Below are 24,329 nucleotides of genomic sequence, written 5' to 3' on the forward strand. Positions count from 1 at the left end.
CAGTTTTCCTTTCATTGACTTCACTGGTCGCCGCATCTGCGAAACAGGCAGCGCAGCAATCCAGAGTGACACAGGGTAGTCTACGGCTCATGGAGACCAACCGCGAAACGCCTGCTCAGATCACCGAGGGTGACGCCGTCACGCGGTGGAGTCGCGATGAGAAAGTTCTGCTGGCTGGTTCCATCGTCTTGATCACCCTGGCAGCATTTGAAGCGCTGGCAGCTATGACGATCATGCCGAATGTTGTGGCCGATCTGGGATCCGATACGTGGTTCGCCGTCGCGTCCGGAGCGGCGATCGCCATGCAGCTTGCCTCCACCGTCATCGCCGGACCTCTGTGTGATGCGCGCGGCCCGCGCAAGGTGCTGCTGTGGGGTGCCGCACTGTTTGTGGTGGGGCTGGCGCTGTGCACATTCGCCGGGCATATCGCACTCTTCGTCATCGGACGCATGATTCAGGGTCTGGGCGGTGGCCTCGTCATGGTGCCGATCTATGTTTTCGTCGGCTCCATCGCGTCACCGCGACATCGGCCCACGTTTTTCGCCGCCTTTTCGATGGCGTGGGTGTTTCCCTCTCTGGTCGGTCCTGCGATTGCCGGATGGGTCACGGCCACGTGGGGCTGGCGATGGGTCTTCGGCGTAGTGCCGTTCATCGCTGCCGTCGGCCTGGCGGCAATGGTCCCCGTGCTGCGGCGTTTCCCTTCTCGTCAGGGTGCGGTCGAAGGTTCGATGCGTCATCTGGCCGCGTTGGCGGCCGGAGCGGGTGGCTCCGTTGTGCTGGTGCAATTTGCAGGAACGCTGAGTGGATGGGCGCTCGTTGCGGCGACTGTTCTCGGCCTGGCCGGCTGTGCCATGACATTGAAGCGCCTGGTTCCCGACGGCACGTTTACTCTTCGCCCCGGTATCGCCTCAATCATTGCCACTCGCGCACTGGTCATGGGCGGTCTGTCTGGCGCGGAGGTTTTCCTGCCGCTTGTTCTCCAGCGTGTGCACTTATGGAGTGCAAGTCATGCATCGCTCGCCGTGACGATTGGCTCAATCACGTGGGCGATAGGCTCAGCGATTCCCACGCGCGTCAACTCTCAGGCAACGCGTGAAAGACTGCCGCTGGTGGGCGCGAGCCTCATGGTGGTCGGCGTTCTTCCCGTGTGTTTCCTGCTGTTGAAAGGGCTCCCGCCGGCTGTCGCCCTTGTGGGGTGGAGTATTACAGGTCTGGGGATCGGAATGGTGCACTCAACATTGTCTGATCTCACGCTCGGGTCAATTGATCCGTCTGAACACGGACGGGCCTCCTCGTGGCTCCAGATTGCTGACAATGCGGGCGGCGCCGTGGAACTGGCAATCGTTTCGGTCGTGTTGGCCGTCTGGATGCCGGCGTTTGAGGGCGGTATTCAGTATGTTCCAGCCCCCGTAATCGCGCTGGGCGTGTGCCTGCTGGCGGTGTTCGCCTCCTCCAGAATCCGCTCAAAACAGGCGCGGTGAGGCATTTCACCGCCGCTCACGCTAGGAAATGAGCGCGAAACGCAATAGTGTTAAAGCTCGTCAAGGCGCTTCCCACTGTGATAGTGATCGGCCAGGAGCCGATGTGTGTTGTTGGTGTAATGGGTCGCGCCCTGTAGCCCCAGGCGTTCCTGGTGGCATTTTTCGAAACCGCGAGCCCTGTGTTCACAACAGTAAGAGGAAACCGTGCCTTCACAAGATTCTGCCCCTATGTCCACATCCGATGCCCTCGGCCTCGATGACGTTCTGTTTCACGAGGACGACGTTGCACAGGATTCGGATGCTGACAGCGAGGCCCTCGCCGATGGAACTGACGACAATGACCATGCCGACGATGTCGATCAGGACGACATCGACCTCGAAGATGACGAGGATTACGATGGAAATGACGACGAGGATGACGACGCCGACGATCAGGTGAACTTCGCTGACCTCGGTCTGCCCGCTCCCCTGCTGGACACGGTCACAGCGATGGGATTCGAGACGCCCACGCCCATTCAGGCTGAGGCGATTCCCGCACTGCTTGAGGCGCGTGACGTGGTCGGCATCGCGCAGACCGGCACCGGTAAGACGGCGGCATTCGGACTGCCGATGCTGACGCTGATTGATCCGAAAGAAAAGGATGTCCAGGCGGTCGTTCTGGCTCCGACGCGCGAACTGGCGCTGCAGTCAGCCGATGCGATGGAAGAGTTTGCGGCGAGCTACCGCGGCATCAACATTGTCGCCGTCTATGGTGGCTCTGCATACGGCCCGCAGCTTCGCGCGCTGAAGGATGGCGCGCAGATCGTCGTGGGCACACCTGGCCGCATGATCGACCTGATCGAGAAGGGCGCGCTGGATCTGTCCTCGGTGCGTATGCTCGTCCTTGATGAAGCCGATGAAATGCTGCGCATGGGATTCGCCGAGGATGTGGAGACCATCGCCGCCACAGTTCCCACCCAACGCGTCACGGCACTCTTTTCGGCCACAATGCCGGCAGCGATTGAAAAAGTGGCGCAAACCCACTTGCATGATCCGTTGAAGATAGCGGTGTCGGAAGAGTCATCGACCGTTGACACCATCCACCAGACCTACGCGGTTGTGCCGTTTAAACACAAGAACAATGCGCTGGCCCGCGTCTTGTCGACCCGCTCGGCCGACGCCGTCATCGTCTTTGTGCGCACGCGACTGGATGCTGAAGAGATTTCACTGGATCTGACGGCTCGAGGTTTCCGCGCGGCCGGAATTTCCGGCGATGTGGCACAGCAGGAACGTGAGCGCATGGTGGAGCGTCTGCGGTCCGGTTCTTTGGACGTTCTGGTTGCCACCGATGTGGCGGCCCGAGGTCTGGACGTGGAGCGGATCGGCCTGGTCGTCAATTTTGATGTGCCACGCGAACCTGAAGCCTACGTCCACCGTATCGGTCGCACCGGGCGCGCCGGCCGCGAAGGCGAATCACTGTCGTTCTTCACTCCTCGCGAGCACTACCGTCTGCGTCGTATCGAAAAACTGACGGGCACTGCGATGGAGGAAGTCCACATCCCCACGCCACAGGCTGTCAGCGAGTTCCGTTCGCGCCATTTCCTCGACATGTTGCCCACGCGTATTGAACGCGGGCAACTCGACATGTTCGAGCAGCTCATCCGCGAGTTCGCAGATGAGCACGCGTGCGATCCACTGATCATCGCCTCAGCAATGCTGGCGCGCACTGTCCATGACAATGGCACGCACGATCACAAGGACCGCCGCTCCGACGGCAAGATTCGCCGCGAGGAAGTCCTCGATGAGAACGGTGAGTTCCTGTCTGCATCTTTCGAAAACGGGCGTGATTCGAAGCCGCTCAAGGGTGGGAAGAACGGTGCCCGCCGGCGCGCCGGCGGCAAGCCGCAGCGTACCCCGATGGGGACGCGCTACCGCATCGAAGTCGGCAAGAAGGATGGCGTCAAACCTGGATCCATTGTTGGAGCAATCACGGGCGAAGCTCATCTGAAAGGCTCTGATGTGGGCCGTATCGATATTTACCCGACATTCTCACTGGTGGACATCGGCCCGAGCCTGTCCGACGATCAGATGGAAAAACTCGGTAAAGCCCAGGTTGCCGGGCGTACGCTGCGTATCCGTGTTGATGGCGGGCCGCGTTCGCGTGCCACCGATGCAGGACATGTGCGTCGTCCCCGCAGCGGATCGGGTGATCATCACTCGGGACACCGTTTCGGTGCACGCGGCCAGCGCAGGCCTCGCTAAAGCGGGCCTTAGACCCAGGTACGGAAACACGTCATGAGTACTTCTTCACAACCACGCGTCCAGCGTCATCGATCCGTCTACGACATCGTCGCAATATGTTTTGTCGCGTTCTTGCTGATCTCCAATATCGTGGCAACCAAAGTGATCGGGATCCATATTGGCCCGCTCATGCTGGTTTTCGATGGCGGCGCGATCTTGTTCCCACTGACCTACATCCTGGGCGATTTACTCTCTGAGATTTATGGCTTTGCGCGGGCAAAGCGCGTCATTCTCACCGGTTTTGCAGTTTCCATCTTGGCCTCCCTGACCTTCCTGGTTGTCGGGGCTGCCCCTGTAGGCCCGGGGTATGAGAATCAGGATGCTTTCGTCGCCGTGCTCGGTTTCGTGCCACGCATCGTGGCTGCATCGGTGTGTGGCTATCTGGTCGGACAGTTGCTGAACTCCTGGGTCCTGGTGCGCATGCGCCAGCGGTGGGGTGAGCGTAACCTGTGGGTTCGACTCATCGGTTCGACAATGGTGGGCGAGCTGGCTGACACGCTGATTTTCTGCACCATCGCCTTCGCCGGAATCATTCCCGGATGGGACTTCGTCAACTACGTGGTGGTCGGATACCTGTACAAGGTGGGAGTCGAGGTCATTTTCCTGCCCCTGACCTACGCAGTGATCGGTGCGGTGCGCCGCTGGGAACAACCAGAGCGCAACGCCGCGCATGAAAATGAGGTAACGCATGACTGACGCGCCGCAGTGGATCGCGCTCCCGTCCCGCCCGCACCCAGAAATCACGCCCCAGCCCGGCCAAGCTGACAAAGTGAGCGAGGGAGGAGTCGGTTTCGAGGTCACATACCGTCACGACAGCGGTATGGGACTGTCCCGCACGGGTGTCATTACCACGCCTCACGGTCAGATCCACACCCCCGCATTTATTCCAGTGGGCACGAAAGCCAACGTCAAGGCACTGGTTCCCGAGATGGTGGCGAATCTGGGCGGCCAGGCGGTCCTCGCGAACGCCTACCACCTGTACCTGCAGCCCGGATCCGACATCGTGGATCGTGCCGGCGGCTTCGGCGCATTCATGAATTGGCACGGCCCGACATTCACCGACTCGGGTGGTTTCCAGGTGCTCTCACTGGGCGCTGGCTTTAAGAAAGTGCTCACGCAGGAGTTTTCGGGAGTCTACAAGGAGGCTTCTGCCGCCGAGCAGGACTGGATGTTCCGCCAGGCCGTGAAATCTTCGCGCGCAGTGGTCGACAGTGACGGCGTGGTGTTCCAAAGCCACATTGACGGTTCCCATCACCGTTTTACTCCGGAAAAGTCGATGCAGATTCAGCATCAGCTGGGTGCAGACATCATGTTCGCATTTGACGAGTTGACCTCGCTGCTGCATCCGCGTTGGTATCAGGAGGAATCCCTGGAGCGTACGCATGAGTGGGCGCGGCGTTGCCTTGCTGAACATGAACGTTTGACCCGAGAGCGCGCGGATCATCCTTACCAGCAGCTCTTCGGCGTTGTCCAGGGCGCACAGTATGAGGATCTGCGTCGCTGTGCTGCGCGCACCCTGGCGCAGATGGAAGTCGATGGCCGCACCTTTGACGGGTTCGGAGTGGGAGGCGCCCTCGAGAAAGAGAATCTGGGGCGCATTGTGTCGTGGGTATGCGAGGAGCTGCCCGACGATCGCCCTCGTCACCTGCTGGGAATTTCCGAACCGGATGACCTGTTTGCCGGAGTGGAAGCTGGGGCGGACACGTTCGACTGCGTGAATCCGTCGCGCGTAGCGCGAAATGCCGCGATCTACACCCCGGACGGGCGCTTTAACGTGACGAATGCGCGCTTTGCTGACGACTTCACTCCCCTGGTCGATGGATGCGGGTGCTACACGTGTCAGCACTACACCCGCGCCTACGTGCGTCACCTGTTCAAGGCCAGGGAGATCCTTGCGTCCACGTTGGCGACGATTCACAATGAGTGGTTCACTGTGCACCTGGTCGATGCGATCCGCGGAAGCATCCAGTCAGGTGACTTCGATGCTTTCCGTGATGAAATGCTCGGACGCTATCATCACGCTGACCAACGCTAGGGGCTACTCTTGCGATATGAGTTTTAACGAGGGGGTCCAGTCTAATTCTGGACGAGTGCGTACCAGCCGCGGCGGACGTGGCGTTGCCATCGGTGGCGGATCCGTTGCCGTACTGATCGGCCTGTTCCTGCTGTCACGTCTGACGGGAATCGACCTGACCGGCCTGGCCGGAGGGGCGCAGCCCAGCGTGGAAGAACAGTCCGGATCGTCTCTGCAACACTGCCAAACTGGTGCAGATGCCAATCAGTACGTCGAATGCCGCATGGTGACGACCGCTGATTCACTGGACGTAGTTTGGCAGACTCAGTTGCCCGAGCAGGCCGGAATGGACTACCAGCCGCCCAGCTTCCAGCTCTTCGAGCAGGCGGTGAACACAGCGTGTGGTACGGCCTCTTCACAGGTCGGTCCTTTCTACTGCCCCTCAGATGCGTCAGTGAACCTGGACCTGGGTTTCTTCCAGCAGATGGAATCGCAGCTCGGCGCTGCCAACGCACCTTTGGCTCAGGAGTATGTGGTCGCTCATGAATGGGGCCATCACATCCAGCATCTTCGCGGCATCTTTGCCGAACATCGCAGCCAGGAGACCGGTGAGCAAAGTGATGCAGTGCGTCTTGAACTGCAGGCAGACTGCTACGCCGGCGTGTGGATGCATTGGGCCTCACAGACCAAGGATCCCGAATCAGGCGAGGCATTCCTGAAAGAGCCGACTTCTGAGGAACTGGCGCAAGCATGGCAGACTGCCGAAGCCATTGGTGATGACCGTATTCAGGAGCAGGCGCAGGGCACGACCAATCCTGAAAGCTGGACACATGGGTCAGCTGAACAGCGACAACGCTGGCTTGAAACTGGCGTGCAAAACGGCTCGCTGGAGAAGTGCGATACATTCGCTGCACCGGAAGTGTGACGGCAAGCGCCTCGATTGGGAGGCAGTGTTGGCGGTGCGATAGCATCGAACCGTATCGGTGAGGAGATTGCGCTATGAGTATCGTCGAGCAGGCACACGCCCACTATGAGCCGGGATGTCCGTATGAAATTCCGATCCCGGACACGCCACTGTTCGAACTGCTCAATACGACTGCCCGACTGTACCCGTCGCATGTGGCGCTGGATTACATGGGTGCGACCACGACCTATCGGGAAGTCCTCGCTCAGGTGCTGTGCGCCGCCCAGGTCCTGGTGGATGCTGGCGTGCGAAAGGGCGACGTGGTCGCCATCGCACTGCCGAACTGCCCGCAGGCATTTGTTGCGTTCTATGCCTGCATGAGGATCGGAGCCGTAGCGGCTGAGCACAATCCGCTCGCACCCGCCCACGAAATTGAAGGCCAGCTCAAGCGTCACCACGCCAAGGTCGCCATTGTGTGGGAAAAATGCGTCGGCTCCTACCCCACTGACGGGTCGGTTGACATCGAGAAGGTTTTCACCGTCAATATCGCAGCCGGTCTTCCCACCATTCAGCGCCTCGCATTGAAGTTGCCGGTCGCCAAGGCAAAGCAGATGCATGACAAGATGCGTGGTGAGGTTCCTGATTCGACGCGTTCCTGGGATCATGCAGTGGCCGCTGCTCACAGTATTCGTCGCGATTATCCGCATCCAACTGGCTCAGATCGAGCCGTTATCTTGCACACGGGCGGCACCAACGGTATTCCAAAGTCGGTTCCGCTCACTCACACCAACATCGGCGCCAATGTCAATCAGAACCTGTTCTGGGTGTGGAAGCTGCACGAAGGCGCGGAAACGTTTTTCTCCCTGCTTCCCTACTTCCACGCATTCGGGTTGACGTTTTTCCTGTGTACCTCCGTCAGGAAGGCGGCGACGCAGGTCCTGATGCCGACTTTCGATGCGGCAATGGCTGTTGCTGCGCATCGTCGTCGTGCCGTCACGTTCTTTGTCGGTGTTCCCGCGATGTTTGAGAGGATCCTGAAGGAAGCACGAAAGACGCATACGCCGCTCGACAGCATCCGGTATTCGGTCTCCGGAGCGATGCCGTTGTCTACCGCATTTGCCGACGAATGGGAAGAATATACCGGCGGCATTATCCTAGAGGGCTATGGCTTGTCTGAAACCTCTCCTGTCATCTGCGGGTCGCCTCTGGGACCAGGCAGGCGACATGGCACACTGGGTATCCCCTTCGCTTCCACCGAGCTGCGCCTAGTCGACCTTGAGGATCCCACGCGTGATGTCGACGATGGCGAGCCAGGCGAGATCGTTGTGCGCGGCCCGCAGGTCTTTGAGGGCTACCTGGATGCTCCCGAGGAAACCGCAAAAGTCTTCACACAGGACGGCTGGCTCCGCACCGGCGATATCGGTGTCAACGATGACGGTTTCATCACGCTCGCTGACCGCCGCAAGGAACTCATTTTGTCCGGCGGCTTCAACGTGTATCCCTCGCAGGTCGAGGACGCGATTCGTTCCATGCCTGGGGTGAAGGATGTGGCCGTTGTCGGTCTGCCGAAGGGTGATGAGACCGAGGAAGTAACCGCTGCGCTGATCATGGACGAGGGCGCTCCCCTGATTTCCTTGGATCAGGTCCGCGAATGGGCAGAGCGATCGATCTCGCACTACGCATTGCCGCGCCAGATCGCGTTCATCTCCACCATGCCGCGTAATCAGCTGGGCAAGGTCATGCGGCGCAGGGTTCGTGAGCAGTTGCTGAATCCGGCAGCAAAGTTGTGGGATTCCACGTCAAAAGCGGTTGAGGACGCCGTCACCCCGGTAGTGAAAGGTGTCAGCGAAGCTGCCACAACGCTCTCCCGCGGAGTATCCGATGCAACCGAGGCGGCGATCCGGTCCTATCAGGAAGAGCAGACCCGCCACGAGGCTGCCAAGCGCGCCGCAGATGGACAGACGGATACGGGCGAGAGTTCCTCACGCGACTAAGCACAAACAGACGATGCTCAGACGTTGAATCCGAGGGCGCGGAGTTGATCCCGCCCATCAGGAGTAATGCGTTCTGGCCCCCAAGCGGGCATCCACACCCAGTTGACCATCACCAGATCCGTGAACGTCTGCAGCACCATCTGCGCCTGCTGTTCGATCACGTCGGTCAGTGGGCATGCAGCAGATGTCAGCGTCATATCCAGCTGGATACTGTCATCCTCACTGACCGTGATGCCGTAGAGCAGACCGAGGTCAACGATGTTGATTCCCAGTTCGGGGTCGATGACGTCCTTGAGTGCTTCTTCCACGTCTGCGGCGGGAACGGTGCCGTTTTCCACGTAGTCAACGCCGGTGGGCAGTTGCTGCTGTGGTGCGGGGGCAAAGCGCTGTTCGACAGGTTCCGTCTGAGCCATCGGGTTTGCTGACTGCGCGCCTTCGGGCGAATAGGGCGTGTCACTCATGATCGTCTCCTGCTATGTCGATACCAACTTGTGCCAGCGCGTCACGCAGGGCGTACCATCCCAGCAGTGCGCACTTGATTCTGTTCGGGAACTGGCTGGTTCCTTCAAGGGCCGCGGCATCCCCCAGCGCGTCCAGGACTGTATCGTCCACACCCTGACCGCGCGAATGCATCATGGTTTCCATATCGGCGTACAGGTCACGCACCGTGTCAGTCGGTTGGCCTTCGACCATGTCGGAGAGCATCGACAGGCTGGCCTGCGAGATGGAGCAGCCATCCCCGTCCCACACCAGGTGTTCAATGTTTCCGGCATCGTCAACTCTGATGCCCAGGGTCACCTCGTCACCGCATGTGGGGTTGACCTGGTGTGAGGACGCCTGGATGTTGTCCACCGTGCCGCTGCCTCGGCGTTCGCGTGAGTGATCCAGGATCACTTGCTGGTACATCTGTTCAAGACTGCTCATTATGCTCCTGTGAAAAAACCTGCTGTTGCGCTCACCGCGTCGATCAGCTGATCGATCTCGGCGCGTGTCGTGGTCACTGTTGCCGTCGCCCGCGTCGATGCGCGCTCGCAGAAAAACTGGTGCAACGGGATGGCGCAGTGGTGTCCTACTCGCACCGCAACGTCACGCGAGTCAAGGAACTGGCCCACATCATGTGGGTGGACTCCGTCCATCGTCCAGGCCACGACTGCCAGACGGTCGTGCGTGGTTGTCGGTCCCAGGATCTTCACGCCTTCGACGTCGGACAATCCTTCCAACATCAGTGTGGCCAGTTCCTCTTCGCGCCTGGCAATGGCATCCATTCCAATGGTGGATATGTACTCCAGTGCGCGTGCCCACCCGACCGCCTGTGCCACTGGTTGCGATCCGGCTTCGAAGCAGTCAGGTGCAGGCAGGAACTCAGTGGAATCCATCGTGACAGATGCGACCGTTGAGCCGCCCGTCAGCACTGGTGGCATCGCTTCAAGCAGGTCGCGACGTGACCACAATGCACCAATTCCAGTCGGCCCACACATCTTGTGTGATGACAGAGCAATGAAGTCTGCGCCCAGTGTTGTCACGTCAATCGGAAGGTGCGCAGATGACTGGCATGTATCCAGAACCACCAGTGCGCCGACGTTATGGGCTGCCTGGATGATCGGCTCAATCGGAGTGATCGCTCCGGTCACGTTGGATGCGTGTGTGACGGCGACGACCTTCGTGTTCGGCGTGATGACGTCCAGTGTATCGAGGTCGATTCGTCCCTCGGGGTCCAGATCGAGCCACTTGAGCTCGGCTCCGCTGCGCTGGCAGGCCAGCTGCCACGGCACCAGGTTCGAGTGGTGTTCGGCGCGTGAGATCACGACCCGGTCCCCTGCCTGCAGGCTGAAGCGGACATCGTGGCCTGTCGAGCCACCAGCTGACCCGTTCGTCATCGCGTAGGCGACGATGTTGAGTGCTTCAGTGGCGTTCTTCGTCCACACCACTTCGTCCGGCCGCGCTTTGATGAAGCGTGCGACGGTGGCGCGCGCGTCCTCGTACAGTTGCGTTGAGTCATCTGACAGCACGTGGGTACCGCGATGCACGGCACCGTTGTGGTGCCGGTAAAAGTCAGTAACCGCGTCTATGACGCACGAGGGTTTTTGAGATGTGGCTGACGCGTCAAAGTAGGCGATGGGGCCACCCGCCCTACCGCGCCGCGTCAGGTACGGGAAGTCCTGACGAATCTCATCGACGGTGAACGCGCCGATCGTCTCACTCACAATCTGCTCCTACTGCTTACTGAAGGTATGAGTCGTACCCTGTTTCTTCCAGTTGTTCAGCCAGTTCCGGGCCGCCTTGAGCGGCAACGTGACCGTCAACAAACACGTGCACATGGCTGGGGTGAATGTAACGCAGGATTCGCGTGTAGTGCGTGATCAGCATGATCCCGCAGTTCGTGGACTCGTGGACCCGGTTGACACCCTCGGAGACGATCCTCAGCGCATCCACGTCAAGGCCGGAGTCAGTCTCGTCAAGAATGGCGAACGAGGGGCGCAGCATCTCCATCTGCAAAATTTCGAGGCGCTTCTTTTCACCACCGGAGAAGCCCACGTTGACGTCACGCTCAGCGAAAGCCGGTTCGATGCGCAATTTCTCCATTGCGGCGTTCATGTCCTTGACCCAGGTCCGGATACTCGGCGCCTTCCCGTCGATCGCGGTCTTGGCGGAGCGCAGGAAGTTCGACACTGACACGCCCGCCACTGCCACGGGGTACTGCATCGCCAGGAACAGGCCGCTGCGGGCGCGCTCATCAACGGTCATGTCCACAATGTTGTGACCATCGAGGTAGGCGGCGCCTTCGGTCACCTCGTAGGCTGGATGACCGGCCAGCGCGTAGGCGAGTGTGGATTTGCCTGATCCGTTCGGTCCCATGATGGCGTGGATCTCGCCAGATTCGATGGTGAGGTCGACACCTTTGAGGATCTGTTTCGTGCCCTCAGGTGTTTCTACGTTGACGTGAAGGTTCTGAATTTCCAAAGTCGACATGTCGCGTTCTTTCTCTTACGTTCGAGGGCGGCTCAGCGTCCCGTAACTTCAAGTTCTCTTTCAACCGATTCCATCAGATGCTTTTCAATGGCCGGAACACCGATCTGGTCAATCAGTTCCGCGAAGAATCCTCGCACCACGAGGCGACGGGCATCTTCCTCGGTGATTCCGCGGCTCATCAGGTAGAACAATTGTTCATCATCAAAGCGTCCTGTCGCTGATGCATGTCCTGCTCCGGCGATCTCACCGTTTTCAATCTCCAGGTTGGGAACTGAATCAGCATGAGCGCCTTCGGTCAAAATGAGGTTACGGTTCAGCTCATAGGTGTCTGTTCCGTCAGCAGGTTCCTGGATGAGGCAGTCACCAATCCACACCGAGTGCGCATCCTTACCCTGCAGGGCGCCTTTATACGTCACGCGTGAGTAGCAGTTGGGTGCTGAGTGGTCCACGAACACACGGTGTTCCAGGTGTTGTCCTCCGTCCACGAAGTACACGCCCAGCATAGTCAGTTCAGCGCCCGGCCCTTCAAAGTCGGTATCGGCGCACAGGCGAACCGTATCGCCACCCAGTGTGACCACGATGTGACGCACTTTCGCGTTCTTGCCAATGCGGATGCGGTGGTTCGACGCGTGTACAACACTGTCGTCCCATTCCTGCAGGGACACGAACGTTAACGAGGCGTTCTCACCGGTAGTGATCTCAATGCCCTGGTTGATTCGCGCGTCGGCGCTGTCCGTGTGGTTGAGGATCACTGTGGATTCGCTGTGTGCGCCAGCGTCGATGACCAGGTGCTGGCTGCGTTGGTCAGAGGCCGTATCCACCGTAATAAGAATTGGATCGTCGATGCGTTGTCCGGCTGGAACGGACACGACCTGAGCATCATGGAACGTATTCCATTCAACTACCGCGGTCCTGTCACCAGGAGCCAGCACGGTGCCCACGCGTGAATCGTTTCGCGAGACGGTTTCAACGCAGACGCCTTCGGGAGCTTCCACAGTCAGCGGAGCGTCCTCGGTATCGTAGTTGGCCGGGTCGAACAACATCGAGATACGGCGCATCGGGGTAAATCGCCAGTCTTCTTCCTTGCCTTTGGGCACGGGAATATCGTCGAGGTTGAACGACGTCGGCCGATCTGCGCGCGATGGGTGTGGGCTGACGTGATCTTTGCGATGGTCTTGAGCCAACTCAGCCCACCGATCCTTCCATTTGTAGTTCGATGAGGCGGTTCAGTTCGAGTGCGTACTCCATGGGGAGTTCCTTCGCAATAGGCTCGACGAATCCGCGCACAATCATGGCCATAGCTTCGTTTTCATCCAGGCCGCGACTCATCAGGTAGAACAGCTGATCTTCTGACACTTTCGAGACGGTGGCCTCGTGCCCCATTTCCACGTCGTCGGTGCGCACATCCACATACGGGTATGTGTCGGTGCGGGAGATCTTATCGACCAGCAGCGCGTCGCACAGAACATTCGACTTGGAGTGGCGCGCACGCGCATTGACCTGCACGAGGCCTCGATACGAGGTGCGCCCACCCCCTCGTGACACTGATTTGGAGACAATGGACGAGGACGTGTGCGGCGCCATGTGCACCATCTTCGCACCCGTGTCCTGGTTCTGGCCGGGGCCGGCAAAACCGATTGACAGTGTTTCGCCTCGGGCGTGGTCACCCATGAGGAAGCACGCGGGGTACTTCATCGTGATCGCGGAGCCCATGTTGCCATCGATCCACTCCATCGTTCCACCCTCGTCAACGATGGCACGCTGAGTCACCAGGTTGAGCACGTTGGTCGACCAGTTCTGGATGGTCGTGTATCGCACGCGGGCATCCTTGCGCACGAAGATTTCCACGACTGCGGCGTGCAGCGAGTTGGAGTCGTAAATCGGGGCCGTGCAGCCCTCGACGTAGTGAACGTAGGAACCCTCGTCCGCTACGATCAGCGTGCGCTCAAACTGGCCCATCGCTTCGGTGTTGATGCGGAAGTAGGCCTGCAGAGGGATCTCAACGTGGACGCCCGGTGGCACGTACACGAATGAGCCACCCGACCATGCTGCCGTGTTGAGTGCTGCGAACTTGTTGTCACCTGAAGGTACCGAGTGCCCGAAGTATTCCTTGAAGATCTCGGGGTATTCACGCAGGCCGGTGTCGGTGTCCATGAAGACGACGCCTTGCTTCTCCAGATCAGACTGAATCTGCTGGTAAACAACTTCAGATTCGTACTGCGCGGCCACGCCTGCGACCAGACGCTGTTTTTCCGCTTCGGGAATGCCCAGGCGGTCATAGGTCTGACGAATGTCTTCGGGCAGGTCGTTCCAGTCTTTAACCTGACGGTCGGTGGGACGCACGTAGTACTTGAAGTCACCGAAGTCGATGTCGGACAGGTCGGGACCCCATGCCGGCATGGGTTTGCGCTCGAAGATCTCCAGAGCTTTCAGTCGGCGCTCCAACATCCATTCGGGTTCATTCTTTTCGGCCGAAATGTGGCGCACCACCTGCTCGTTGATGCCTTTGGGAACATCATGTGAGTAGTCGTCCTTGTCGTGCCATCCGAATTCGTATGCACCGATGGATTCGATAATCGCTTCATCACTTCTGCGCTTATCCTCAGATGAAACGATTGGCGGTGACTGGCTCATATTGTCCTTTCCTCAGTGACTTGACTGGCGTCAAGATCGTGACTTTGCCGCTGTGTCAAAAGCACTCACGCTATCGCCTGAGAGCCGCCAACGCAGAGCGCCGGATTGTGGGGGCACCCACGGGAATATGCGTGGTGCATACGTGCTCCCCTCCGGCCAAGGTGGCCAAACGTTGAACATGCACGTCCAGCAGACGCGCAAAGGCTTGGGTTTCCGCTTCGCACAATTGTGGGAAGTCATCGGCTACCTGCTGGATCGGGCAGTGACCCTGACATAGCTGGATTGCGAAGGTGCCATCGCCAATGTCGCGCACTGTCGCTGCGTAACCGTCCTGGGTGAGCGCGTCAGCCAGAGCCTGTGCGCGCACTTTCGGGTCGTTCCCTGCTTCACGCACGATCGGCGCGTATCGACGTTCGATTTCGCGTGAGCGGGCAGCGGCAAATGAGTCAATGGCCGGGCCACCTCCGACCTGTCCCAGGTAGCCCAGAGCCTTGACAGCCAACTCGGAGTATCCCTCTGGGAGCCTGTCGTGTGCTCGCTCGGTTGCCACGTAGTGACGCGCTGGTCGCCCTCGTCCACGCTTTTCAGTCGAGTAGTCCTGATACTGAACGATTTCTCCAGCGTCCTGCAAAATGGTGATGTGCCGTCTGACCGCCGCCGTGGTCAGATCCAGGATCTTCGCGATGACCGTAGCGGTCACGGGACCTTTTTCGACGATTAGGTCGAGCACCTGCTCGCGGGTGCCGATTTCAGTCGGCTCTCCCATGACTGTCCTCCTTATCGCCGTCAGTAACTACCCCACCAGTGTACGGCTTTTAGCAACACGATGCTTTCTAAATTACGGCGATTGAGATCACTTGCACGCTATAAGGAGGATTCGAGTCTGGAGCAGTCAGTTCTGACGCGCAGAACGCATCCACGGCGCGTCGCTGGCACGCAGGGTCTGCCACCCGTGGGCGCGCGCAGCGAAGGTGGCGAGGATTCCCACGCAGGCTGAAGGGTTATGCAGATTTCCCGCAGCAACGAGGCGAACAGCTTCATCCAGGTTGACCCAGCGGGTCACCATCGCCGCTTCCTCATCCTCACGCTCGAAGGTGGTGCCAGTCGGAGAAACATCGCGGGCAAGGAAGATCCGCAGAGATTCTTCGGATCCTCCAGGTGAGGTGAAGTAATCGACGAGGACATCCCAGCGCTCGGCCTTCTGATCCGTTTCTTCAGCAAGTTCGCGTTTGGCCGCTGTCAGGGGGTCTTCACCCTCGATATCGAGAAGGCCGGCCGGTATCTCCCACAGGTGCGCGCCTACTGGATGGCGGTACTGGTATTCCAGCAGTACTTCCTCATTACCGTCCTCACCGCGCAATGCGACGATGCCGACTGCGCCTGGATGCGACAGGTACTGGCGAATCACTGAGTGAGAGTCGTCAAGGATGACCTCGTCTTCAGCCATGTCAAAGACTTTGCCGCGCCATACGATGTCGTGACTGGCGACGGGTGCGCTTCCGCTGCGATCAGCGATGGGCATCTGTTCGTCCTCGTGTGCCGTCACGGTGTTACTCTCCTCCGCTTTGTGACTGGGCTCCGTCTGCCGGTTCGTTGTTTGGCGCGGGTGGAGCCGCTTGCCGGCCTGAGAGCTGAAGCTCTGGGAACACGCTGGTGGCGCTGTCCTCGCCGCCCAGTGCGCGTGGCTGAGCCTGGGCGCTCGGAAGTGCGAGAACTGTTGTCAGCGTGGCGATCGCTGTTCCTACGGAATCAACGGTGGTGATTGGAGCGTTCTGTGCACGCAGCTGGGCAATCATCGCGTCCGCATCACCGGCATCACCCACGATCACGCCGGGATTGGGCGCACTTGCCAATGCGCGAGCCATTCCGACCCATGCGCTCGAAGAAGTCGGGCCTCCTGTGCCGCTCTGGGCGTCCTGCGCGGTTGCTATTCCAGCCTTCATCGTGCGCGGCCCGACCAGAATCAGGGTGTCAGCCTGACCGCCCTCGGATTCATCGAAGGTGACAATGGGACGCGAATCATCGGTCAGGATGTCACGGAGCAGATCCTGGTTGGCGCCAGAGGAGGTCATAATAGTCACGATGGCCTGCCCGATCACTCCGTCACTGGTCAGATCTGCCGGAACGTCACCGGCGAGGTTGGTCTCAACTGGCGTGGCCAGCGTATTGCGATACTCGGTCATGGACTGAGAATCCCAGTTGTCTGTCAGTGTTGCGACGCTGACAACTGTTGCACCGGCTTTGCTCAGCATAGTCTTGAGTTGCTCGATATCAGCAGGATCGGTGGCCGCCATTTTCAGCAGACCAATATTGCGTCCTTCGAGGGTTCCCGGCACAATCTCGTCGCCCATTTGCGCAACGGCTGCTTCTGACAGCTTGAGGCTGTGTTCGGCTTCTTCGAGTTGTTCCTGAGCGGTTCGCTGCGCCTGTGCGCGCGATGAGCTCAGTGCGTCATCGAGCCGTACCTGCAGGGGGCCGGCACCGAGGATCACGCCCACGCACAGCGCGATGAAGATCGCGATGATGGAGACTAGGTGATAGCGAAAATTAACCATGATGACCTCTTTTAACTGCTCCCTGCGCTGAAGGGCCACCAGCTTGCGACCCAATGGGCTACGACTTCCATAGCACCCTGCCCCCACGGTGTGGACCACAGTGCCGCACCGGCCAGCAGGACGGCGACGATAACGAATACGATCAGCCAGAACGCTGAAATGCGTGGACGGTAGGTTTCGCGAATGGCACGCGATGAGATAAGCGCGTCGCCTGCCTTGAGACGCGTGAAGAAGGTTGACGCCATTCCGGCGCGTCCGCGATCGAGGAAATCCTGGAGTGTCAGGTGAATACCGATCGTGGCGATCACGGAGGCACGTTGCGTGGCAGCCAGAATGATCGCTGCATCCTCACTGGTCCCAGATGCGGTCATTACTTCGTAGGAGCGTCCCTGTCGGTTGAGGCGCTCGCGTCCTGGAGCGGTGCCGTCACGGTTCTCCCGCACCACTAGTTCAGCCCCGCATCCCAACGCCTTTTCTGAGACCGCATCCATGTCGGCCACGATGATGTGGGGCTTCATGCGTTCGCGAAGCAGCAGGTCCGCTCCCCCGTCAACGCCGACCAGGATGGGGTTGGTATCGCGAATCCAGCGACGCAGCCCTTTGAGTTCCTTGAAAGAATCTTCAGCCTTATTCACCAGGAGAACCGGGCGACCCTGCATCTTGGTGCGCAGGGTCGGAATCCCTTTTTCGTGGTAGAGCAGGTCAGATTCGCGCTCAAAATAGTCATCTGTGAATTCATCGAACGCTTCGATCTGAGTGCTCAGACCCAGGCGTGCTTCCTCGCGTGCGCGCAGGTCGTCCTCGTCAGTCATCACGTGGCCGGATGCGATCAGTCGATCATCTTGCGTCACCTCTGTGCCGCTGATCGTGATGGTGTCTCCCTCACGCAGGGTCATAATGTCAGAACCCAGGTCATCGAGCAACAAAATGCCTGCTTTGAGGACGAGGGCTGGACCGAGGTTCGGGTAGCGGCCGGTAGAGGACGCTGACGCGTTCAAAATTGCTGTGGGTTGTGCGTCAATGAGCAGTCGGGCGGTGGCCCGGTCCAAGTCAGGCCTGTCGATAACCGCAATTTCACCGGCTTCGAGGCGCCGGGCGAGCCGCACGGGATTCTCGTCGATGCGAATCCGTGCCCTCACATCCGCATCGCTGGGAGCCTGCGATGGTGGCATACCTGTCTCATTGTCACTCACAGGGCGATTGTGGCACGGTTGCGGCCAGAATCAATTCTTTCGCGTGACGGCGTGCCGTTTCTGAGGTGGTCGGCGAGCCGGTCATTCGCACGATCTCGTCGATGCGTTCTTCCCCGTCAACGCATGTCACACGCGCAGTTCCACCCTCTTTGTGCACTACCAGGTGGGTGTCTCCATAGGCTGCCACCTGAGCCAGGTGGGTGACCACGATCACCTGGTGTACGCGTGCCAGCCGTGCCAGTCGCGCGCCCACCTCTGTGGCTGTGCGCCCACCGATTCCGGCGTCGACCTCGTCAAAGACGAAGGTGCGGGGCGTCGCACGATGCGAGAGCGCCACTTCCAGTGCCAGCATGACGCGTGAAAGCTCGCCACCTGATGCTCCGCGAGACACTGGCCGGGCGGGCGCGTCAGGATGAGGCTGCAGCATGAATGTGATGTCTTCACACCCCGTGGAGTTGGGTTTACGGTGCATCAGTTCGACGTTCAGGTGTGCCCCTTTCATCGCCAGTGCTGCCAGCTCGGCATCGACGTGCTCGCTGAGTTCGTCTGCGAGGTGCCGGCGGGAGGTGCTCAGGCGCTCCCCCAGTTCCAGTACGCGCTGCTGAGCCTGCGCAAGTTCAGCGGCGAGGGAGTCTTCGTTGACATCCGGATCTGTCAGTTCTTCAAGTTCAGCGCGCGCCTGAGCTTCCCATTCAAGCAGCTGAGTGGCATCTGCGGCCCGCCCCTGCAGCAGGCGATTCAGGTCGGCGCGCCGTTGGTGCAACGCGTTAAGACGCTCCGGGTCGGCGTTCAGTGTGGACAGGTAGGCCTCGGCATCATCTGCCAGCGAGTCGGCATCAAGACGCAGAGTGTGGGCACGCTGGGCGAACGAATCGAGCGTGGAATCAAAACGCGAGGCATCTGCGAATGCGGCCTGGACGCGGTGCAGCAGATCGATCAGGTGGGTCTCGTCAGATTCACCGCGCAGACATGCGTAGGCCAGAGCCACCTGGGCGCGCAGATCCTCAACGTTGGTCAGTCTTTCAGTCTGAGTGCGCAGATCGTCGTCTTCACCCGGATACGGGTCCAGCTGGCGGATCTGGTCAGTGATGCGGGTCAGTTCCTCAATGCGTGTCGCACGTTCGTCGGCGTGCGAGCGCGCCATGTCCAGGCGTTTTTTCGCATCGACTGCTGCTTTCCAGGCTTGCGCGTAGTCGCAGAGAAGCTCCTGGTGCTGATCGTCGCCTGTCTCATCGAGAGTGGCGCGCTGGACGGATGCCTGACGTAGACGCATCTGGTCGGCCTGGCCGTGAATCGTGACGAGGCTATCGCCAATATCAGCAAGAATGGATACCGGGATGGGGCGTCCTGCAAGGTGGGCGCGTGATCGACCCTTGGCACTAACCGTTCTGGACACGATGAGCTCACCGTCTTCGACGTTGGCTCCAAGCTCCTGGGCGCGTGCGGCAACCATGTCATCGACTTCGAAAATGCCGTCTACTTCGGCCTGCTCACACCCCTGACGCACGGTCTGAGAATCGGCCCGAGTGCCGAGCAAAAGTGACAGTGAGGTCAACACCATCGTCTTACCGGCTCCGGTTTCACCGGTGACAACAGTCAGGCCAGGTGAAAATTGCACGTCGGCTTCGTCAATGACGCCCAGGGACTTGATGCGGAGCGCATCGATCACCTTGGCCTCCTCTCGCCTCTCCAGCTCTCACGTGACAGATTAACGCTCGGATGGGCGTTTCCTCCAACCATCCACAGGCAGCTGGAATCGTTTGACCAGTCGCGTAGAAAATGGAGTGTCATCGAGGCGCAGCAGGTGGACGGGGCGACATCCTCGTGTGGCAGTGATGGTTGTTCCGCTGGGGACGGTGCGCTGACGCAGACCGTCGCACCACACTTCTGGCGCACTCCACGCATCTTCGAGGATATTGACGCTGAGCACTGACGAAGGGCTGACAACAAGTGGCCGCGTGAACAGGCCATGCGCGGCCAGCGGAGCCATGATGATTGCCTCCGTGTCGGGCCATACCACTGGCCCGCCAGCAGAGAACGAATATGCAGTTGAGCCGGTGGGTGTGGAGAAGATGATGCCGTCCGCCCCGTAGGTGGATACAGCCTGTCCGTCCACTCCGAATCCCAAGTGGACCGGGTGCGCCACGTCTGTGTGCATGACGACTGCTTCGTTCAGCGCCCAGTCGTGCCATTCGGTGCCATCGGGGAAGTGCGCATGGATGTCGAGCGTCATGCGCGTATCCATGGTGTAACGTCCATCTGCAATCATGTCAACAACTGACAGGATGCCGTCCGCAGACACTTCCGCAAGGAAGCCCATGTGCCCCATGTTGATGCCGAGCAACGGTGCGTCGAATTTCCGGGCGTATTCTGCTGCGGCAAGAATCGTGCCGTCGCCTCCTGTGGCCAGCACCAGGTCGATATCGCCGGTGCAGTCTCCTTCAGGCACCACGTCAATGTCGCGTACCGAAAGTTCACGTGCTGCTGCCTGGGCGGCTGCCTGTGCTTCTGGGCGGTTGATGTGGCGCACCAGCATGACGCGCTGAATCACGAATGTTTCCTTCCCTTCACTGCCGGCCCTTCCTGTACTGCTCTGACAATCCGATTGTGCAGGTTTTGCTCCAAGATCGCATCCGGATGACCTGAGCGCATCGCCAGGAAATACTCGACATTACCGGCAGGACCCGGCAACGGTGAAGCCTGAACGGCGTATATATCCAACCCATTGCTACGCGCACATTGCGCGACTTTTTCCACCGTTTCCACGTGCTGATCGGGGTCACGCACCACGCCTCCGTGGCCGAGCCTGTCTTTGCCGATCTCAAATTGAGGCTTGACCATCAACAGGTAGTCCGCGTCGGGTGTTGCCACGGAAATCAGCGGCGGGATCACCAGTGTCAGTGAAATGAACGATAAGTCGGACACCACCAGGTCAACGGGTGGCGTGATATCGGCGGGCGCGAGCGTACGAATATTGGTGCGATCACGTACCTCGACGCGCGGATCCGACTGCAGCTTCCAGGCAAGCTGCCCATATCCCACGTCAACAGCGATCACCTGCTGTGCGCCTCGCCGCAACAGGACGTCAGTAAACCCGCCCGTCGATGCTCCCGCATCCAGACACCGTCGCCCCTGTATGCGCGGTGCTGATTTTCCGAGGGCGTCCAGCGCGCCGGCAAGTTTGTAGGCACCGCGTGAAGCGTAGTCGACGGCGTCCCCCTCGGTAATGACGATTGCCTGTGCAGGATCCATTTGTCGAGCCGGCTTGAGCACCACCTGCCCGTCGAGTTTGACGCGCCCGTCGTGGATAAGTTCCTGAGCGTGGGTGCGTGAGCGTGCCAGGTGGCGGCGCACCAGTTCGGAGTCGATTCTCCTGAGTTTCATCTCAGCGGCTCACGTGCTCGAGGGCAGCACGAAGCTGCGCATCGAATCCTGCCAGCGTGCGTACCTGAATCTGTGCGCTTGCCTCGTTCAATCCGTCGAGTTCGACTTCTCCGTTGGGAATTGTGACCGCGTCCTCACGATCATGCGGATCATGAGGGCGCGGTGTCACGGGGTCGTTCTCACTCACTGGCACTGTCCTGCGACACGTCCTGCACGCTGTCCGCTGCGGCAGCGTCATCCTCGCTTTCAGCGGTCTTCACGCCGGTCTCGTCATCTGCGCCCTCGCGCAGCAGAGCTTCGAGTTCTTCTTCACCAGGAAGGAACGCCGGGATCGGATTGTCTGTGCTGAGGGCTTCCTCTTCGACTTCGGAATCCGGGCGCGTATCTTCAGCCAATTCCGCGTCAATGGCGTCTGAGACCTCGGGATTTTCCGCTTCGTCTTCCGGTTCGTCCTGAGGTTCAGGCGGGGTCACAATCCCTGCCGGATCGTCGTTGGGCACAACCGTCAATTCCGGGCACCGCACGGGCTCATCTGATTCGACAGCCCACGCTGCGGCTGCCAGCGCACGATACGAATCCAGGGTGACCCTGGTCGGTTCAGTCAACTCGATACCGTCCAGGCGCAGCGTGCCCCACTTGGTCACCGATGCTACCTGGGAGTACCCACAGGTCCACGTGTTGTCCTTGTGATGTTTGGGATGAGGATGAGCCTCGTTCAACCCTCGCATGTCAAGGGCGAGGTAGGTGGGTCGCTGACCCTTTCGTGCCCGGATCACATCTGCTGCCTGATGGACACCGGTAAGCACGTGAAGGGCAGGGTAGCCAGCTGAGACAGCGCCGGCAATATCGGTTTCGAGTCGGTCTCCCACGCTCAGTGGATTGTGTGCTTCGACCAGGTTCGCACCGCGTTGGTAGATTCCGGGCGTCGGCTTACCTGCCGCGGTTGCACGCTGTTTGGTGGCATGTTCGACGGCGGTCACCAGAGAGCCGTTTCCGAGGGCAAAGCCTTCTTCTGTCGGCAGTGTGGAGTCCATATTGGAGGCAAAGAATCGGGCGCCGGCCTGAATCGCGTAGGCAGCCTGCGACATCTGTTCCCAGCCGACAGTTCGGTCCAGTCCCATGACGACTGCATCTGGCTGGTCACTTGCACGTTCAACGAGGGTGAATCCAGCTTTTTCGAGAGCTTCGCGCAGTCCGGGACCACCAACCATAAAGACCTTGGCGCCGTCATCGAGCTCGTCGCTCATAATAGCCGCCACGTCCATCGCGGATGTCATGATCATGGATTCGTCCGCTTCGAATCCCATCGAATTCAGCTTTTCAGCGACTGCCTGAGGCGGACGTGAGGCATTATTGGTCACGAACACCGTCTTGATGCCGTTCTCACGCGCGGCGACGACGGACGGGGCCGCATGCTCAATGGGGTCTGATCCCATCCATGCCACGCCGTCCAGGTCAAGCAACGCTGTGTCAAAGAGACTGGACAGTGGTTCGTCGGTTCCGTGCAACGTGCTGCCACGCTTGGTGACGTCCGCATCAGCAATCATTTCGATGTCCACGATGTCGGGATCTTCGATTTCTGGCGGCATCGATTCTTCGACTTGAGTGGCTTCTTCGTCGCGCCCCAGTTCGCGCAGACGATCGGCTTTGACGCTCATCAGGCGGCGCACATATTCGGTGTCGGCATCTTCAGGCAAGGCTGCCAGCGCATCATCGACCAGCACCAGGCCGACTTCGTTTTGTCCTAGATCCGCACGCGCACCAGACGAAACGAGGACGAGTTCGACCTGTTCACCCAGGTCAAGAGCGGCGGTGTCGGTCTTGTCAATAATGTCAACTGCTCGTTCTGGATGGCCCAGTCCGCGTTCACAGTCCGCTTCCACGGCGCGCAGAGACTGGTCTCCGCGCATGCGTCGCACGGCTCGCACCTCACGCAGTGCTTCTTCATAGCGTCCCGATGCGTAGGCAGTCAATGCGGCTGCTTCGCGTACTGTATCGACACGACCGGCTCGCTTGGCTGCGGCGCGGGCATGCTCGTAGGCCTGCTCGGGATCCAGATCAATGAGTTGACCGGCCATGACGAGGTGGCGTGCCACGATGTCATGGTTAGCTCCCGATAGCGTCTTGAGTGAACGCAGGGCTTCAGAGTCGAGTTCACTGGCTGATACGCCGGCTGGAATTGTCGGCTCATCACCGTGAGGTGACACGTATTCTTCGGTGCTCGCGTAGTTGGCATCGCCGCGCTGATTGTTTCCTCGGTCGTGACGTGAACGGGAGCGGTCATCGCGCCAGCGGTCTCCACGATCGTTTCGGTCGAAACGGCTGCCACGTTCGGAGTGGTCATGACGGTCATTCCGACCGCCTCGGTCTGACCAATTCCTGCCTTTACCGTCACCTCGTCTGTTGAAGCGCTTTCTGCCATCGCGGTCGAAACGGTCAGAACGTCCGCCGCGACGATCGTCGCGTTCTCTAAAGCCGCGCCCCTCGCCATGACGGTCGCGGTCACTGTCTGAGCGGTTGAAGCTGCCGCGCTTGAAATCACGGTCATTGTCGCGCTGCTGCCATTGTCCGCTTCCGCGTCGTGACTCACCGTCGCGTCGGAAACCACCGTCACGCTGAAAACCACCGTCTCGCCGTGATTCGCCGTCATCGAAGCGACGATTGCGTGAGTGGTAGCCATCGGAAGAGCGCCGGCCTCCCTGCTCATCTCGACGGCCGAAGCCTCGGCGGTCTGAAGAGCCCCTCCATGAACGCTCGCCTCGTGAGCGGAAGTCGTTCGATCGATCGTGTCGTTCGTCTGCCATGAATGGTCTCCCCTATTCGTCTGTGTCCCGCCCTATCTACGGAGCTGCTTCACACGTTAATACTGCTGTTAATGCTACCTGATATGCGCTGACATACCTGTCAGCTCATGAATTTC

The 24,329-nt window shown here is 59.7% G+C and carries 21 protein-coding genes; 6 read left to right on the plus strand and 15 right to left on the minus strand.

Going from position 1 to position 24,329, the window contains the following annotated elements:
• Positions 1 to 89: 89 nt before the first annotated feature.
• From BLT69_RS06155 to BLT69_RS06180, 6 genes are all read left to right on the plus strand, one after another.
• Complete coding sequence (locus BLT69_RS06155; protein ID WP_092648620.1) at positions 90 to 1,481, plus strand: MFS transporter; 1,392 nt, start codon at positions 90 to 92, stop codon at positions 1,479 to 1,481.
• Positions 1,482 to 1,709: 228 nt separating this feature from the next.
• Entirely contained in the window at positions 1,710 to 3,722 is a 2,013-nt protein-coding gene (locus BLT69_RS06160; RefSeq protein WP_092648621.1) for a DEAD/DEAH box helicase, read from the plus strand.
• A 33-nt stretch (positions 3,723 to 3,755) separates the two neighbouring features.
• A complete protein-coding gene (locus BLT69_RS06165; RefSeq protein WP_092648622.1) occupies positions 3,756 to 4,457 on the plus strand; it encodes a queuosine precursor transporter in 702 nt (233 codons plus the stop codon).
• Positions 4,450 to 5,796, plus strand: coding sequence for a tRNA guanosine(34) transglycosylase Tgt (gene tgt, locus BLT69_RS06170; RefSeq protein ID WP_092648623.1), 1,347 nt, complete (start codon positions 4,450 to 4,452; stop codon positions 5,794 to 5,796). The genes BLT69_RS06165 and tgt overlap by 8 nt, the downstream gene beginning before the upstream one ends.
• Before the next feature lie 16 nt (positions 5,797 to 5,812).
• Complete coding sequence (ypfJ, locus tag BLT69_RS06175; protein ID WP_092648624.1) at positions 5,813 to 6,700, plus strand: KPN_02809 family neutral zinc metallopeptidase; 888 nt, start codon at positions 5,813 to 5,815, stop codon at positions 6,698 to 6,700.
• Positions 6,701 to 6,774: 74 nt separating this feature from the next.
• Positions 6,775 to 8,673, plus strand: coding sequence for an AMP-binding protein (locus tag BLT69_RS06180; RefSeq protein WP_092648625.1), 1,899 nt, complete (start codon positions 6,775 to 6,777; stop codon positions 8,671 to 8,673).
• 17 nt (positions 8,674 to 8,690) lie between these two features.
• On the opposite strand, the gene BLT69_RS06185 is transcribed toward BLT69_RS06180, so the two are convergent.
• The 15 genes from BLT69_RS06185 to BLT69_RS06255 all read right to left on the minus strand — a co-directional run bounded on the left by BLT69_RS06185 (position 8,691) and on the right by BLT69_RS06255 (position 24,213).
• Positions 8,691 to 9,134: a metal-sulfur cluster assembly factor gene (locus tag BLT69_RS06185; protein WP_257590272.1), complete on the minus strand. Its 444-nt coding sequence runs from the start codon at positions 9,132 to 9,134 to the stop codon at positions 8,691 to 8,693.
• Complete coding sequence (sufU, locus tag BLT69_RS06190; RefSeq protein WP_092648626.1) at positions 9,127 to 9,597, minus strand: Fe-S cluster assembly sulfur transfer protein SufU; 471 nt, start codon at positions 9,595 to 9,597, stop codon at positions 9,127 to 9,129. The genes BLT69_RS06185 and sufU overlap by 8 nt, the downstream gene beginning before the upstream one ends.
• Positions 9,597 to 10,877 (minus strand): aminotransferase class V-fold PLP-dependent enzyme, encoded by a 1,281-nt coding sequence (locus tag BLT69_RS06195; RefSeq protein ID WP_092648627.1) that lies wholly within the window; start codon positions 10,875 to 10,877, stop codon positions 9,597 to 9,599. The genes sufU and BLT69_RS06195 overlap by 1 nt, the downstream gene beginning before the upstream one ends.
• 16 nt (positions 10,878 to 10,893) lie before the next feature.
• Positions 10,894 to 11,643: a Fe-S cluster assembly ATPase SufC gene (sufC, locus tag BLT69_RS06200; RefSeq protein ID WP_058236816.1), complete on the minus strand. Its 750-nt coding sequence runs from the start codon at positions 11,641 to 11,643 to the stop codon at positions 10,894 to 10,896.
• A gap of 32 nt (positions 11,644 to 11,675) precedes the next feature.
• A complete protein-coding gene (gene sufD, locus BLT69_RS06205) occupies positions 11,676 to 12,827 on the minus strand; it encodes a Fe-S cluster assembly protein SufD (RefSeq protein WP_092648628.1) in 1,152 nt (383 codons plus the stop codon).
• A gap of 1 nt (position 12,828) precedes the next feature.
• Positions 12,829 to 14,277, minus strand: a complete 1,449-nt coding sequence (sufB, locus tag BLT69_RS06210; RefSeq protein WP_058236818.1) for a Fe-S cluster assembly protein SufB — start codon at positions 14,275 to 14,277, stop codon at positions 12,829 to 12,831.
• A 70-nt stretch (positions 14,278 to 14,347) separates the two neighbouring features.
• Positions 14,348 to 15,043, minus strand: coding sequence for a helix-turn-helix transcriptional regulator (locus BLT69_RS06215; RefSeq protein WP_070727355.1), 696 nt, complete (start codon positions 15,041 to 15,043; stop codon positions 14,348 to 14,350).
• A 126-nt stretch (positions 15,044 to 15,169) separates the two neighbouring features.
• Positions 15,170 to 15,799: an NUDIX domain-containing protein gene (locus BLT69_RS06220; protein WP_058236918.1), complete on the minus strand. Its 630-nt coding sequence runs from the start codon at positions 15,797 to 15,799 to the stop codon at positions 15,170 to 15,172.
• 28 nt (positions 15,800 to 15,827) lie between these two features.
• Complete coding sequence (locus tag BLT69_RS06225; protein ID WP_092648629.1) at positions 15,828 to 16,832, minus strand: copper transporter; 1,005 nt, start codon at positions 16,830 to 16,832, stop codon at positions 15,828 to 15,830.
• Between the two features lie 11 nt (positions 16,833 to 16,843).
• A complete protein-coding gene (gene steA / locus BLT69_RS06230) occupies positions 16,844 to 18,025 on the minus strand; it encodes a putative cytokinetic ring protein SteA (protein ID WP_157886356.1) in 1,182 nt (393 codons plus the stop codon).
• The gene (gene recN, locus BLT69_RS06235; RefSeq protein ID WP_092648631.1) at positions 18,018 to 19,694 is read right to left on the minus strand and encodes a DNA repair protein RecN; all 1,677 of its coding nucleotides are present in this window, start codon (positions 19,692 to 19,694) and stop codon (positions 18,018 to 18,020) included. The genes steA and recN overlap by 8 nt, the downstream gene beginning before the upstream one ends.
• Before the next feature lie 39 nt (positions 19,695 to 19,733).
• Entirely contained in the window at positions 19,734 to 20,573 is an 840-nt protein-coding gene (locus BLT69_RS06240; protein WP_058236919.1) for an NAD kinase, read from the minus strand.
• Complete coding sequence (locus BLT69_RS06245; protein WP_092648632.1) at positions 20,573 to 21,409, minus strand: TlyA family RNA methyltransferase; 837 nt, start codon at positions 21,407 to 21,409, stop codon at positions 20,573 to 20,575. Before BLT69_RS06245 ends, BLT69_RS06240 begins: the two co-directional genes overlap by 1 nt.
• 1 nt (position 21,410) lies before the next feature.
• On the minus strand, positions 21,411 to 21,596 hold the full coding sequence (locus BLT69_RS06250) for a hypothetical protein (RefSeq protein WP_058236824.1): 186 nt from the start codon (positions 21,594 to 21,596) through the stop codon (positions 21,411 to 21,413).
• A complete protein-coding gene (locus tag BLT69_RS06255) occupies positions 21,589 to 24,213 on the minus strand; it encodes an HAD-IIA family hydrolase (protein ID WP_092648633.1) in 2,625 nt (874 codons plus the stop codon). Before BLT69_RS06255 ends, BLT69_RS06250 begins: the two co-directional genes overlap by 8 nt.
• Between the last annotated feature and the right edge of the window lie 116 nt (positions 24,214 to 24,329).

The sequence above is a fragment of the Schaalia radingae genome, assembly GCF_900106055.1.
GTDB lineage: Bacteria > Actinomycetota > Actinomycetes > Actinomycetales > Actinomycetaceae > Pauljensenia > Pauljensenia radingae_A.

Coding starts and splice junctions, on each gene's coding strand:
- BLT69_RS06180 (WP_092648625.1), top strand. CDS start 6,775: ATGAGTATCGTCGAGCAGGCACACGCCCACTATGAGCCGGGATGTCCG.
- BLT69_RS06155 (WP_092648620.1), top strand. CDS start 90: ATGGAGACCAACCGCGAAACGCCTGCTCAGATCACCGAGGGTGACGCC.
- sufU (WP_092648626.1), bottom strand. CDS start 9,597: ATGAGCAGTCTTGAACAGATGTACCAGCAAGTGATCCTGGATCACTCA.
- BLT69_RS06185 (WP_257590272.1), bottom strand. CDS start 9,134: ATGAGTGACACGCCCTATTCGCCCGAAGGCGCGCAGTCAGCAAACCCG.
- BLT69_RS06225 (WP_092648629.1), bottom strand. CDS start 16,832: ATGGTTAATTTTCGCTATCACCTAGTCTCCATCATCGCGATCTTCATC.
- BLT69_RS06220 (WP_058236918.1), bottom strand. CDS start 15,799: ATGCCCATCGCTGATCGCAGCGGAAGCGCACCCGTCGCCAGTCACGAC.
- BLT69_RS06215 (WP_070727355.1), bottom strand. CDS start 15,043: ATGGGAGAGCCGACTGAAATCGGCACCCGCGAGCAGGTGCTCGACCTA.
- BLT69_RS06160 (WP_092648621.1), top strand. CDS start 1,710: ATGTCCACATCCGATGCCCTCGGCCTCGATGACGTTCTGTTTCACGAG.
- BLT69_RS06255 (WP_092648633.1), bottom strand. CDS start 24,213: ATGGCAGACGAACGACACGATCGATCGAACGACTTCCGCTCACGAGGC.
- BLT69_RS06165 (WP_092648622.1), top strand. CDS start 3,756: ATGAGTACTTCTTCACAACCACGCGTCCAGCGTCATCGATCCGTCTAC.
- BLT69_RS06245 (WP_092648632.1), bottom strand. CDS start 21,409: ATGAAACTCAGGAGAATCGACTCCGAACTGGTGCGCCGCCACCTGGCA.
- ypfJ (WP_092648624.1), top strand. CDS start 5,813: ATGAGTTTTAACGAGGGGGTCCAGTCTAATTCTGGACGAGTGCGTACC.
- sufB (WP_058236818.1), bottom strand. CDS start 14,277: ATGAGCCAGTCACCGCCAATCGTTTCATCTGAGGATAAGCGCAGAAGT.
- sufC (WP_058236816.1), bottom strand. CDS start 11,643: ATGTCGACTTTGGAAATTCAGAACCTTCACGTCAACGTAGAAACACCT.
- tgt (WP_092648623.1), top strand. CDS start 4,450: ATGACTGACGCGCCGCAGTGGATCGCGCTCCCGTCCCGCCCGCACCCA.